This is a genomic window from Saccharibacillus sp. JS10, from assembly GCF_024436065.1.
In the GTDB taxonomy this organism is placed as follows: Bacteria; Bacillota; Bacilli; order Paenibacillales; family Paenibacillaceae; genus Saccharibacillus.
Genome location: NZ_JANFNS010000010.1, coordinates 1 through 12954, shown reverse-complemented (window position 1 = coordinate 12954; position 12954 = coordinate 1). Strand labels below are relative to the sequence as shown.

The following is a 12954-nucleotide window of genomic DNA, read 5'->3' as shown; positions in this document are numbered from 1 at the left end:
CCGGTTTGAAAACGACTCGCGTCTCGCGGCATGTGCGGGGTGGGGATAGAGAGGCAGTTCAAGAGCTTCAACACTTCAAAAACAAAGACTAAGGGAAAAGACCAAGCTTTCGCAGAGTGCGAAAAGGCTTGGTCTTTTTTGTAAAGGCTTAGTTTGATCGACGTCAAACAGATATAGATCAATGATTAGAGAATTGAATGATATGGATATGAATGCTTAAACGATGCCTTTTTCCATCGCTTTGACGACTAGGGCGGCGAAAAGGCTATTAGACCAAGCGAACCATTCGCGGGAAAAGTCGCTTGGGTCGTCGGGGTGGAAGCCTTCGTGCATATAGCCGGTTCCGGCGTCGGTAGCAAGTAGAGTCTCGATCAGGTCTTTGATTTCTTGATCGTTTTCGGACGTTAGCCCTTGCATCGATAACGCCATATGCCAGACGTAGCCGCCCGGTGTATGGGGGCTACCGATTCCTTTGGCATACTTTCCTTCGAAATAGAACGGATTATCGAAACTGAGTGCGAAGCGGCGGGTATTTTGATAAACGGGATCGTCGGTGCCCACGTAGCCGATATACGGAATCGACAGCAGACCCGGCGTACCGGCGTCGTCCATCAAGGAGAAGTTGCCGTAGCCGTCGGTCTCGAACGCATAGATTTTACCGTGTTTGGGATGGTCGACGATGCCGTAGCGTTGAATACCGAAATTGATTTCTTTGATTAATTTCGCTGCGCGGCTTGCAAGTTCTGCATCTTGGTAGATTTGAGACGCGATTTTTTCAATATGCCCAAGAATCACGACCGCGAACATATTCGCTGGGATATTGTAGCCGAATTCGCACGCGTCATCGCTAGAACGGAAGCCCGACCAGCTCATACCGGTATAATTCGTCGGCATTCCTTTGCCATCGTTGTATAGCGTTTCGGTATCTTGCTTCGTATCGCGGCGGAAAAAGTACGGCGATTTCTCATCGTGCCGCTGCTCAGTCGCGATGACGCGAACGACGCTGCTGAGTGCGCGGTAACAGTCGTCGTCGAACATTGCAGTGCGACCTGTTTCTTGCCAATACTGCGCAAGCAGTTGTACCGGGAAGCAGAGCGAATCCAATTCGTATTTGCGTTCCCACATCCACGGGCTAAGTTCGCAATCGTCCGAATCGCGATAATGTCGACCGTTTGCCGTTTCATTGAACGCATTCGTATACGGATCAATATTAATGTAGAAAAGCTGACGGGCGATCAATCCTTCGATAATCCGCTGCAAATCAGCATCGTCTTTTGCCAGCGGAATATAATGACGGACTTGCTCGACCGAATCTCGCAGCCACATCGCCGGAATATCGCCGGTATAGACAAAAGTCGTCCCATCGTCCAGTAGCTTAGTCGTTGTCTCTAGCGTATTTGGAAAACAGTTGCGGAAGACTTGCTTCAACTTCGGATGATGCTCAAGTCTTTGATCCATTTCTTGCAGATATCGTTCGACAGCTTCGGGTAACGTTTGCGTTGTCGTCATCGATTTTACCTCCTATTTTGAGAAAAGGGATATGAAGATTTCTTAAAACGTAGACGCAGATGTAGCCAATGCGAACGTAACGATTTTGGCTGCACCTATATTCTTTTGCACCTGCCCAACCTCGGACTGATCCTTTGATGAATCATTATGCGAATCATAAATTTCGCCACGTCGCTCCAAAATATCACTTTCGTAGACCGACTCTACCTTGAACTGCGGTGCAAATTGAAGCGTCGTCGCTTCGCCGGATAGATTGTACCACCGCGCGATGATATCGCCGCTTTCTTCCGATTGCTTGAACGCGGATAAAGCCAGCGATTGCCCGCTCCAGGTCAGCGCGCTATATTCAGCCCCGAGACTGCCCGATTGCATCGGCAGCGCCTGATCGAACCACGGCGTCTGATACTGATACGCCCAAGCGAAAGCGCCGGAATCCACTACATTCCCGCTATGTGGAATCACCGCATACTCTAGCGTATGCTCGCCCAAACATTGCGCTTCCGGCGTCGGGAACACGCCCCAATCGCCCATCTCCGACACGCTGCGAAGCAGCGTCACCGCAATCGTATGCCGATCGTCTTGTAGCACTTCGTATTCATTCAAGCCTTTGTTCGCGACCGTCAATCCGTTTTTTCCGTCGGATAGACTGACAAAAGCTTGCTGATGCTGCGCGTTGCTTGGATTGATCCATTCCGGAGCCGGAACAATATCTCGCTCTGCGACTTCAAAGATCGAATCCGCCATGACCGTTTGCGTCTGCAAATCGGTTGGCAACAAGACCCGCAGCCGATGGTCGCGTGCTTGATTGTTCACGGTTACGCGAACTTGTACCCCTCGCCCGCTGCTTTCGAGCGACACCTGCGTCGTCAGCTTCAACGTGACCGTCTCCGCCGAGCGTCCTGATTGACGCTTGCGGAACTGTACCAGACGCCGCTTTTCATCTTCGAACGATGCTTCTGCCGAAGCCGGAATCTCCCATTCGTGTACCACTTCGTATGTCACGCGGTACGGCTGATCTTCGATCAACGACAGACTTGTGGCAAGCCCTCTGGTCGTTAACATTGAATCGCCATCCGGTTGGCGGAACACATATTCATTGCCGATATCGCCGCAATTTTCGTAAATGCCCAGATCGTTAAATACGCGACCCGTCGTTTTGTCGGTGAGTGAATAAGAACCGTCGTCCGCGAAGCGGACGGCGAGAAATTGATTTTCCATTCCTTGCGAAGTCGAGACGACTTCTTCGGACTTCGCCAGATCTCCCGCTTCATTCGCTGGTTCGGGTTTCCAAGCGTATACACGATATCCAAGCGCCGGAATCTGCTGCGCTTCGAACGTCAATCGGAACGTTCGCGCCATATAAGGGATACGGAATCCGTCATCCGGTAGATCGTAACCGAATTGTGCGCCCAGATCTTCGATCGTTGCCGGAATGGTTCGTCCTTGATGATCGACGACTACGCCGGGTTCAATATTCATCGCATCCAACTTCTCCGCGATGGCTTGCGGTGACGGCCCTTCGCTAAAGTTAATCCGAACCGCTTGTACGTCTACCGTCACAATGCCGCTTCGTTCCCACCCCGTCGTATTGAACAAAGCGACAGGTCTTGCGGCATCGGACAATCCGGGTATGCCGCTTGTATGAATCTTCGAACCGATTGCGCTTACGCTTTCTGCAATCAAGGCTTCTGCCATATGCCGGCTTTTATCGAATCGCCCGATCATTTCCCGGTGGATCTCATCGACGCCGCAGCCGCAAATACTGTCGTGTGGATGATTTTGCATCAAGGTCTTCCAAGCGTAATTTAACGCTTCATGCGGATACTTCTGCCCGGCTGTCAGATGTGCAAGTGCCGCCAGCGGCTCGGCTCCTTTTTCCAATATCGTCTGCCCCATCTGATTGAGCTGCTTCAAATACACTCTAGCCGACGCTGTATTTACTAACGTTCCCCAACCATCCGTTTGCGTACTGCGCAGCTCTCCGTGAACCGTCACCCAATTCTCGGACGGATAGCGGCTAAGCGCTTCTAAATAATCGTCGAACGTCGTATGCACAAAGTCCACGTCCGGGTAGAGTTCCGATGCCGTCTGGATCGCGTCGCCCAGATCTTTTTGAATCGGCTGATGATCGCATCCATTCATATAAAGAAGCTCTGGCGTAGACGCATATTTCTGCGTATCGGCAAGCTTTTTGTCCCAGTAGATTTTTGCTGCACCTGCTTCGACCGGAATCTCGTTGCCGTTGCTATACCAATTCGCAAACAAAATCCCGACCACGCTTGAGCCGTCCGGCGATTGCCAATTCATCTCGGAGTAAGGAGACTCGTATTCGCCCGGTGTATCCACGACTATATTATCGAATCCGGTCGGCTTCACCCCACGTCCGAATACAGCGGCTTGAATATCGGCTTGCTTGAGCAGTTGCGGAGCTTGTCCCATATTGCCGAAAGAATCCGGGAAATAACCTAATTTCGATACGTTACCCCAGCGTTTCGCTTCGCGGTGCCCGATCAGCAAATTCCGTACATTCGCTTCGCTGCTTGTCAAAAATTCATCTTGCAGCACGTACCACGGCCCAATAATAATCTTGCCCGCTTCAATCAAACGCGATAACCGTTCTTGACCTTCCGGGTAGATCTGCAAGTAATCGTCGATAATAATCGTCTGTCCGTCGAGATGAAAATAACGATACCGTTCATCTTGTTCCAGCGTATCCATCAATTCGTTCATCAACGTTGTTAGACGCAGATGATGAGACTCGTAAGGCAAATACCATTCCCGATCCCAATGGGTGTGCGAGATAATATGTGCGGTTTTCCGATTCATGAATGATGCCCTCCTTCACCGTGTTCGTTCAGTAGCTCATACTGTCATACCCTTGGCATAAGTACAATATGTGGTTTTCCCAACCTTGATCTTGGCTCAAATTTGACACAATTGTAGATTTTAAAAAGTTGACATGCTGATTCATTTCACCCTTCAAAACCGCTCTACTGCGCCGTTTGTCCGCTTTTCAAGAATGACAATACGCAATTGACATATTTACGGCTTCTCCAAAACTTCGTTAAGATTCAAGTTGTAAGCGCTTATCATTTTGGATAACCAAGTTGGACATGCTGCATGTTCGCTTCGCACTTATCCGATACAAGATCATCGCTTTACGCGTGCTTTTCAATAGAGAAGGGAGGAAAGTCAATGAAAGCATCCAAGTCATCCACTGCCGATTTGCCGCTTTTGAAAAAGAGTTCGAAGCGTGCCCAAATTTTAGCCAACTGGGAACTGTACCTATTTATGCTTCCGGCACTTCTGTACTTTTTAATTTTCCATTACTTCCCGATGTACGGTATCCAGATCGCTTTCAAAAACTTTATTCCGTCCAAAGGTATCACCGGTAGTTCTTGGGTCGGGTTCGACCATTTTGAACGTTTCTTCAATTCTTATTATTTCTGGGATTTACTTTGGAACACATTCAGCATCAGTTTCTACGAGCTTGCGATCGGGTTCCCGCTTCCGATCATTTTGGCTCTCGCTTTTAACGAAATCGCGAGCGGCAAATTCAAAAAGACGGTACAGACCGTCACTTACGCGCCGCACTTCATTTCCGTTGTCGTCATGGCGGGTATGATTATCACTTTCCTGTCTCCAAGCAACGGCATGATCGTCATGTTGATCGAAGCGTTAGGCTTTAATGCGCCGCAATTTCTGACCGATCCCGCATGGTTCAAAACGATGTATGTCCTCTCTGGCGTCTGGCAAAGTACAGGCTGGGGCACGATCATCTATCTCGCCGCTTTGTCCGGGGTAGATCCCCAATTACACGAAGCCGCTATCGTCGACGGTGCAAGCCGCTTCAAGCGTGTGCTACATATCAACTTGCCGACGATTTTACCGACGATTACGATCATGTTGATTTTGAATATGGGCAATATTTTGACTGTCGGCTACGAAAAGATCTTGTTGCTGCAAAACTCGCTCAACTTAGAAGCTTCCGACGTTATCTCCACTTATGTATACCGAGCCGGTCTCGTCGATGCCCAATACAGCTTCTCGACCGCGGTCGGATTGTTCAACTCGGTCATCAATGTCATCTTGCTCGTTACGGTCAACTGGATCGCTAGACGCACCAGCTCAAACAGTCTGTGGTAAGGAGGGAACGTTATGGTCAAATCGATGCAAGAATCTAAAGGCGATAAACTTTTTTTGCTCGGCACGTACGTCTATCTCTGTGTCGCCCTTGTTGTCGTGTTATATCCGCTGATTTATATCCTGAGTGCGTCGATCAGCAGCCCGCAAGCCGTCAATTCGGGGCAAATGTGGTTGTTCCCCAAAGACATCACGTGGGCAGGATATGAACTGGTATTCAACAACCCGAAAATATGGAACGGTTATCTGAACACGATCATTTATACCGCTGTCGGCACGATGCTCAATTTGGCAGTCACCTTGCCCGCAGCCTATGCACTTAGCCGCTCCGACTTTGTCGGACGCAACTGGTTTATGGCATTCATTTTGCTGACGATGTTTTTCAGTGGCGGTCTGGTTCCGACTTATCTCGTGGTCAAAAACCTCGGGCTGATCGATACAATGGGTGCTCTGATCTTGCCGGTAGCCGCTTCCGTATGGAATATCGTCGTTGCACGTACCTTTTTCCAATCCACGATTCCAAAAGAACTGCAAGAAGCCGCGCATATCGATGGCTGTACGAATATCAAGTTGTTTTGGAAAATCGTTTTGCCGCTCTCTGCGCCAATTATTGCAGTTATGGCTTTGTTCTACGGCGTCGGGCATTGGAATAGTTACTTCTCAGCACTGATCTATTTGAATACGGAGTCGAAATATCCGCTGCAAATGGTATTGCGTCAGATTCTCGTTTTGCAAGAAATGTCGGCGGAAACGACCGGAGCTGCGATCAGCGGAGATATTGCTCAAGCGATGAACTCCAAAGCAGAAACCGCTTCGTTGATCAAATACGGCGTTATCGTCGTATCAACGCTTCCGATCATCGCCGTGTACCCGTTCCTGCAAAGATATTTCGTACAGGGGGTGATGATCGGTTCGGTGAAAGGGTAAGCTTGAACAACTGACTTTAAAAAGAGGGGGATTTACGATGAATATCCGAAGCAAAGCTTGGAAACTGCTTATGGTTGGAGGGTTAGGCGCATCGCTGCTTGCAGGTTGTGGCGGCGGCGAAGATGCTTCCAATAGTGCGCCGAGCGTTACAGTCAGCAAAGAAGGTTTCCCGATTGTCGAAGAACCGATCACACTTACGATGATGGCGCCCGACGTCGGCGTTCAGAACTGGCAAGACATGGCGGTGCTGCAAGAGATGGAGAAGATGTCGAACATCAAGTTTGAATACAAAAATGCACCGAAAGATAGTTTTGAAACGAAAAAAAATCTGGTCTTTGCCAGTGAAGATTATCCCGATGTATTTTATGCCGCAGGATTGACGTCTTCAGAGCAGCTGAAATACGGCGAACAAGGTGTCTTGATTCCTTTGGAAGACTTGATCACTGAATACGCGCCGAACTTCAATGCACTGCTGGAAGAATACCCGGATGTTCGCAAATCGATTACCGCTCCAGACGGTCATATCTATTCCTTGCCGGTCATCGAGTTCAGTCAACACTGGTATCGCAATCCGCTTTGGTACAACGGCGAATTCTTGAAAGCACTGGGCATCGACAAACTGCCGGAAACGACTGAAGAATTGTACGATTACCTCAAGCGCGTCAAAGAAGAAGATCCGAATGGCAACGGCAAAGCCGACGAGATCGGCATTTCCTCGGTAACGACGCCTGCTGCAAACTTACGCGATATTCGGACTTGGCTGCTAGGCGCATTCGGCGCTTACGAAGAAGAAATCTATGTCGATGATAACGACGTCGTACATTACACGCCGATGGACGAAAGCTTCAAAAACTATCTCGAATATATGAACCGTCTGTGGAAAGACGGATTGTTGGATTCGGAAAGCTTCTCGCAAACCGCTGAACAGAAAAAAGCCAAAGGACAAAACAACCAAATCGCTTTGTTCTCGGATTGGAATGCGTATATGACAAAAGGTGGAGAACCTTCCACTGACGATCCGATGTTCTTGCCTGTACGTAGCGAATACGTAGAGAAAGCGGCAATCGCCAAAAACCGCGGAATCACGACAGGAGCTTTTGCGATCACGAAAAAGAATCCTTATCCGGAAGCTTCGATGCGTTGGGTCGATTATCTCTACTCCGATGAAGGCGCGTTGTTATTCAACAAAGGCCCGGAAGGTATTCTTTGGGAGTATGAAAACGAAGCCGACAAAACCAAAAAGTACTTGCCTGTACCGGACGGTCAAGACCGCGAAGACTTCCGTGCGACCTTGACGCCAAACTACGGTATTCCGGCTCCTACGGTGAATACAGACGAGATCGGCAAAGGTCTGACGACGGACTTCGACCTATGGGTGTCGGAAGAAACGCAAACCAAGTTGCTGGACAACGGAGCACGTATTCCGTTCCCTGCCCTGTTCTTGACGGTCGAGGAGCAATCGGAGATCAATAGTCTCAACTCCGACCTCAGCACTTACGTCAAGCAGATGGAAGCGAAGTTTATTACTGGTGCCGAACCGTTGAGCGGCTGGGATAACTACGTCGCAACGCTCAAAAAGATGGGCGCCGATCGTGTAGCCGAGATCAATCAAGCTGCTTATGACCGCTGGAAAAGCAATTAAGTAGATCGTCAACAAGGCGGGCGGTACCGGAGAACTTTCCCGAACCGACCCGCCTGCTTTTTACCTATTTATATTTCGTCATTCAGGAGGCTTATATCTTTATGAAAATCACTCGTCACCCGGATAATCCGATCGTGGTTCCTGGTTTGTACGACTGGCGCAAAGCGACGGTCTTCAACCCCGCTGTCATTATCGACAACGACAAATTTTATATGATCGAACGCACGGCAGGATCGCTGACACCCTGCAAAAACTTTCTCGGCCTGCTGGAAAGCGACGACGGCGTACATTTCACGCATGTCAAAAACGAACCGGTACTCACGCCCGACGAACTCGGCTTTCCGTATGGCAGCGTACAAGATCCTCGCGTCGTGAAGATCGACGGAACTTTTTATATGAACTATGCACTGCGTCCGTGTGCGATGAATTACTACCCGACCAATACCGGCGTTCCGGAGCGTTCGATTCCGACTTACCCCGACGGTTGGGGCGAAGAAGAAGGGCATTGGCTGACTCGATCGTCGATTGCCAAATCTACCAACCTGATCGATTGGGAATTTGTTGCCGATACGACTCCGCTAGAGATCAATGATCGCGACAATATTTTATTCCCCGAAAAAATCAACGGTCGTTACGTGCTGCTGCGTAGACCGGAAGAGTACGTAGGCGAACAGTACGGTACCGAAAAAGCCGCAATGTGGATTACATACTCCGACGATCTTATCCACTGGGATGAACCGAAGCTACTCGCCAAAGCCGAAAATCAGTCTTGGGAATCGCGTAAAATCGGAGGTTCTACCCCGCCTATCCGTACCGACAAAGGCTGGCTCGTTCTGTATCACGGGGTAGACGACGATATCGTATACCGCGTAGGCGCTTTGCTATTGGATCTGGACAATCCCGAAAAAGTAATCGCGCGTACATGGGAGCCGATCATGGAGCCGGAAACGTATTACGAAAAATTCGGTTATCAGATCCCGAACGTCGTATTCCCTACCGGAAACGTCGTGAAAGACGATCTGCTGTATATCTACTATGGAGTAACGGATACGGCGATTGCTTTAGCGACCGTACCGGTAAACGAATTAGTGGAGCATATTTTGTCTGACGCCGCCGTAAAAGCCTAACGAGAGCAGACAGAAGTAGACGTAGAACTAGGCACGCTTAGACGCTTTCAATTTACGGTATTGTCCCGGCGTAAAGCCCATTTCTTTTTTGAACTTGCGAATAAAGTTAGGGGCATCCAGATAGCCGACTTGTTCGATGATTTCTTTTAACGGTGCGCTAGTCGTTTCTAACTGCCGGATGACTTCATCCACGCGGCGACGCCAAATATATTGCGAAAAGTTCAGCCCTGTTTTTTCTTTGAAACTGCGACTCAAATAAGAAGTGGACACCGAATACTTCAACGCGAGATGTTCAAGGCTCAGCGTGTAATCGGAGAATCGGTCGTCCACGTCTTTTACAATGTCGTCGATTAACGTATCTCGTTTTTCTTCGGTCGTACGCTCGACTTGTAGACAAATTTCCGAAGCCAGCGATACCAGACGGCTTTCCAGTTCTTCCAACGTCTCGAATGAAGCCAATACCGAAATATCGGCAAACACTTCTTTCATTCCGATTTCTGAAGCCGTTCGCAGTAACGAATTGAGCACGTCAAAACAGATACAGCGCAGCAAAGGAGCGGATAACGGTTCTTTTTTGAGCGTATCCATAATATCTGATATCATCCGCATTGCGACAAGCGTACTGCCTTGCTTGAGACTTTGATCCAATTTCAACATCATTTTGCGCGGAATCCAGAAGCTGCTCTCATCCGTCTGTTCAGCGTCCGATAACTGTTCGAAATACGTGATAGTTTCGCGTCCGTTCATTTTCCGATATTCCAGTGCCGCTGCCGCTTCGACAAAAGATTGATTAAGCGAATCCAGATCCGCATAAGCTGAACCTACCGCGATATTTAACGAAGACGGCAAAAGACTTTCCGCGATCTGTTGAACATGTTCGATCGTATATTGAATTCGTGCACATAAATCTTCTGCATCTTCTCTTTCTTCCAAAGCAATCACCAAAGCCAACTGATCGTCAGCCGAAAACTCAACGCCGAATACTTTTGCACCGCTTGGCTCAATATCCAGACATTCAAATCTTTCTTGCATATCGTAATGCTGCGGCTCAACTGCTTTGCTATTTCCAGCATCGCTCCACGATAAGATCGCCGTGACATACATGCCTTTACCGCTTGAAAATCCAAGTCCGATTCCATCGATGACTTTTATCATTTCACGGTCATTCGGACGACCATGCTTGAGCAGCAATAATAGACATTGATTCCGTACAAAAGGCTGCTGCATATCGATTCTGGCATTATAGTCGCGAATCGTTTGGCGAATCGAGTCCCACTCATTCGAAGCTTTCATCGCTGCGCCGCTCTGAATGCCAACAAACTCCATCAGATCTTTCACCGGATGATACTGACGCTTGGCGAGCATCATTGCCGCAATACTGCCTGTCAGCACAACCAAAGCAAACACAATCGCAATCAACGTCTGTACATGCGCGACCCGTCCAAAAAACTGATGGCTTGGCATCGTCATGACGTAGGTCCAATTATTTTCTTCTGACTTGACCGAGACGACCGATTGTTTTTCTCCGTTCAGTTCCATGCTATGAATACCGGGTTGAAGTTGCGCGAGTCTATTCCATTCGTTATTCGGAGTCACTTCCCCGCGGCTATTCGTCGTCAGTACTTCTCCGTTTTCATTAAAAATATAATTACTTCCGTTCACATCGTTCAAGATCGAATCCATCACACCCGTTAATTTGGATTCCTTCATTAAATACACGACCGCTCCGTACGGATACGGATCATTCGTTTTGATCGGGACGATGTAGGTGAGGAGAGGCTCTTGGCGCGAATACATATTCACCATCTCTGCGGCGCGAACCAAAGGCTGATCGATCTCGTTCAGATTGCTGCGCACTTGCTCCGCTGTCCAATTTTCGAATCGATATTCTTTGTTAAAAACAACATCCAGATCGGCAAGCCCACGATGTGAATAAATCTTTTCGTCTCCATGCGTGTATAGCAGCAAATCTTCCACGATACTGTTACTGGCTTTATAATTGGCGAGTATTCGAACTGCTTCCTGCGCAGATAACGGATCATTCAGCATATAAGGTGTCAAATGTTCATCGTAAGAAATTCGACTCGCCAAAGCATGAAGTTCACTCATCCGATCGTCAATCGTAAGTTTAACTTGGCTCAATTGATTGACTTTGGATTGTTCGATTTCGGAACGCAAATTTTTGACAGCGCTATCATATACAAATACGGTAAGAGCGGTTAAAGGAATCAGGAAAGCTAAGATATAAGAAATCGCATAACGAAATAAAAGTTTGGACTTTACAAAATTCCAGCGTTCTTGAAAAAAGATTCGGGACCTATTTAAAGCTTGCATACGCTGTTTCATGATGTTATTTGCCCCCTATTACCGATCATGTTTTTAAACATTATAACGTTATATTGTCGTATCCGCTAGAGCGATTTTGCTTTTGATCTCATTATCTATGTATAATCGTACATAAGTGACGACATGTGCAGCGGATATGTTTGTTTACTTGTTTGGACGATACCTATCTTGTAAGGAGGCTTTTTTACATGGAAAAAGTAACTCTCGGTCAGCAAGGTTTAAAAGTTTCTCGATTAGGATTAGGCTGCATGGGCATGTCGGAGTTTTATGGAGGACAAGACGATCACGAATCGTTGCGTACGCTAGATGCTGCTTTTGAACGTGGCATTACCTTCTACGATACCGCAGATATGTACGGAAGCGGGAAAAACGAAGAGTTTATCGGCCCTTTTATCCAGAAACATCGAGACGACGTGGTCCTTGCAACCAAGTTCGGAAACGTCCGCGGAGAAGACGGTTCTTATTTAGGGATTAGCGGAAGACCCGAATACGTACGCGAAGCCTGTGAAAAAAGCCTGAAACGATTAGGTGTAGATGTCATCGATCTGTATTATCAACACCGAGTCGATCCGAACGTACCGATTGAAGAAACAATCGGCGCAATGTCGGACCTTGTTCGCGAAGGTAAAGTCCGCTATTTAGGAATGTCTGAAGCTTCGCCGGAAACGATTCGCCGTGCTCATTCGGTATTCCCGATCTCAGCATTGCAAACGGAATATTCATTGTGGAGCCGCGATGTTGAAGATGAGATTTTGCCGCTATGCCGCGAACTCGGTATCGGTTTTGTTCCGTATAGCCCTCTCGGACGAGGTTTCTTAACCGGACAAATTCGTTCATTCGATGACCTTGCCGAAGATGATTTCCGTCGTTTCTCTCCACGTTTCCAAGGCGAGAACTTCCAGAAAAATTTGGATCTTGTCGATCGGATCAAAGAAATCGCAGCTCAAAAAGGATGTATGCCTTCTCAGCTCGCTCTAGCTTGGCTGCTCGCTCAAGGCAATGGTATCGTGCCGATTCCGGGTACGAAAAAAGAAAAGTATCTGCTTGAGAATGCAGGTGCCGTCGACGTCCAATTGACTGCTGAAGAATTGCAACAAATCGATGCGGTCGCACCAAAAGGCGCTGCTGCCGGCGAACGCTATGAGAAAAATGGAATGAGTACACTCAATCATTAATCCAATTTATACAAAAAAGCCTGATCCGCAAATGCAGATCAGGCTTCTTCTTCGGCTTGGCAGCTTCCTACTCTCCCAGGACCCT

8 protein-coding genes are annotated in these 12954 nt (G+C 48.2%); 5 read left to right on the top strand and 3 right to left on the bottom strand.

All coding sequences use genetic code 11. The features are described 5' to 3' along the window. Positions 1-216: 216 nt before the first annotated feature. Positions 217-1509, bottom strand: coding sequence for a glycoside hydrolase family 125 protein (locus tag NOM90_RS18705; RefSeq protein ID WP_255944216.1), 1293 nt, complete (start codon positions 1507-1509; stop codon positions 217-219). 42 nt (positions 1510-1551) lie between these two features. After that, positions 1552-4335 carry an alpha-mannosidase gene (locus NOM90_RS18700; RefSeq protein ID WP_255944215.1) on the bottom strand — a complete coding sequence of 928 codons (2784 nt, stop codon included), beginning with the start codon at positions 4333-4335 and terminating at the stop codon, positions 1552-1554. Between the two features lie 465 nt (positions 4336-4800). Between NOM90_RS18700 and NOM90_RS18695 the strand changes: the two genes are divergently transcribed. The 4 genes from NOM90_RS18695 (at position 4801) to NOM90_RS18680 (ending at position 9348) form a co-directional block, all read left to right on the top strand. Continuing rightward, positions 4801-5655, top strand: coding sequence for an ABC transporter permease (locus tag NOM90_RS18695; protein WP_370866645.1), 855 nt, complete (start codon positions 4801-4803; stop codon positions 5653-5655). Between the two features lie 12 nt (positions 5656-5667). Continuing rightward, positions 5668-6579 carry a carbohydrate ABC transporter permease gene (locus tag NOM90_RS18690; RefSeq protein ID WP_255944212.1) on the top strand — a complete coding sequence of 304 codons (912 nt, stop codon included), beginning with the start codon at positions 5668-5670 and terminating at the stop codon, positions 6577-6579. A 37-nt stretch (positions 6580-6616) separates the two neighbouring features. Then, on the top strand, positions 6617-8221 hold the full coding sequence (locus NOM90_RS18685) for an extracellular solute-binding protein (protein WP_255944210.1): 1605 nt from the start codon (positions 6617-6619) through the stop codon (positions 8219-8221). 101 nt (positions 8222-8322) lie between these two features. Beyond that, positions 8323-9348 carry a glycoside hydrolase family 130 protein gene (locus NOM90_RS18680; RefSeq protein ID WP_255944209.1) on the top strand — a complete coding sequence of 342 codons (1026 nt, stop codon included), beginning with the start codon at positions 8323-8325 and terminating at the stop codon, positions 9346-9348. 27 nt (positions 9349-9375) lie between these two features. Here the strand turns inward: NOM90_RS18680 and NOM90_RS18675 are convergent, their stop codons facing one another. After that, positions 9376-11694, bottom strand: coding sequence for a helix-turn-helix domain-containing protein (locus NOM90_RS18675; protein ID WP_255944207.1), 2319 nt, complete (start codon positions 11692-11694; stop codon positions 9376-9378). Between the two features lie 188 nt (positions 11695-11882). On the opposite strand from NOM90_RS18675, the gene NOM90_RS18670 reads away from it, so the two are divergent. Next, entirely contained in the window at positions 11883-12869 is a 987-nt protein-coding gene (locus tag NOM90_RS18670; protein WP_255944205.1) for an aldo/keto reductase, read from the top strand. The last annotated feature ends 85 nt before the right edge of the window (positions 12870-12954 follow it).

Bases quoted from the DNA above. Each gene is read 5' to 3' on its own strand.
- NOM90_RS18705 (WP_255944216.1), bottom strand. From the start codon at position 1,509: ATGACGACAACGCAAACGTTACCCGAAGCTGTCGAACGATATCTGCAA.
- NOM90_RS18700 (WP_255944215.1), bottom strand. From the start codon at position 4,335: ATGAATCGGAAAACCGCACATATTATCTCGCACACCCATTGGGATCGG.
- NOM90_RS18695 (WP_370866645.1), top strand. From the start codon at position 4,801: ATGCTTCCGGCACTTCTGTACTTTTTAATTTTCCATTACTTCCCGATG.
- NOM90_RS18690 (WP_255944212.1), top strand. From the start codon at position 5,668: ATGGTCAAATCGATGCAAGAATCTAAAGGCGATAAACTTTTTTTGCTC.
- NOM90_RS18685 (WP_255944210.1), top strand. From the start codon at position 6,617: ATGAATATCCGAAGCAAAGCTTGGAAACTGCTTATGGTTGGAGGGTTA.
- NOM90_RS18680 (WP_255944209.1), top strand. From the start codon at position 8,323: ATGAAAATCACTCGTCACCCGGATAATCCGATCGTGGTTCCTGGTTTG.
- NOM90_RS18675 (WP_255944207.1), bottom strand. From the start codon at position 11,694: ATGAAACAGCGTATGCAAGCTTTAAATAGGTCCCGAATCTTTTTTCAA.
- NOM90_RS18670 (WP_255944205.1), top strand. From the start codon at position 11,883: ATGGAAAAAGTAACTCTCGGTCAGCAAGGTTTAAAAGTTTCTCGATTA.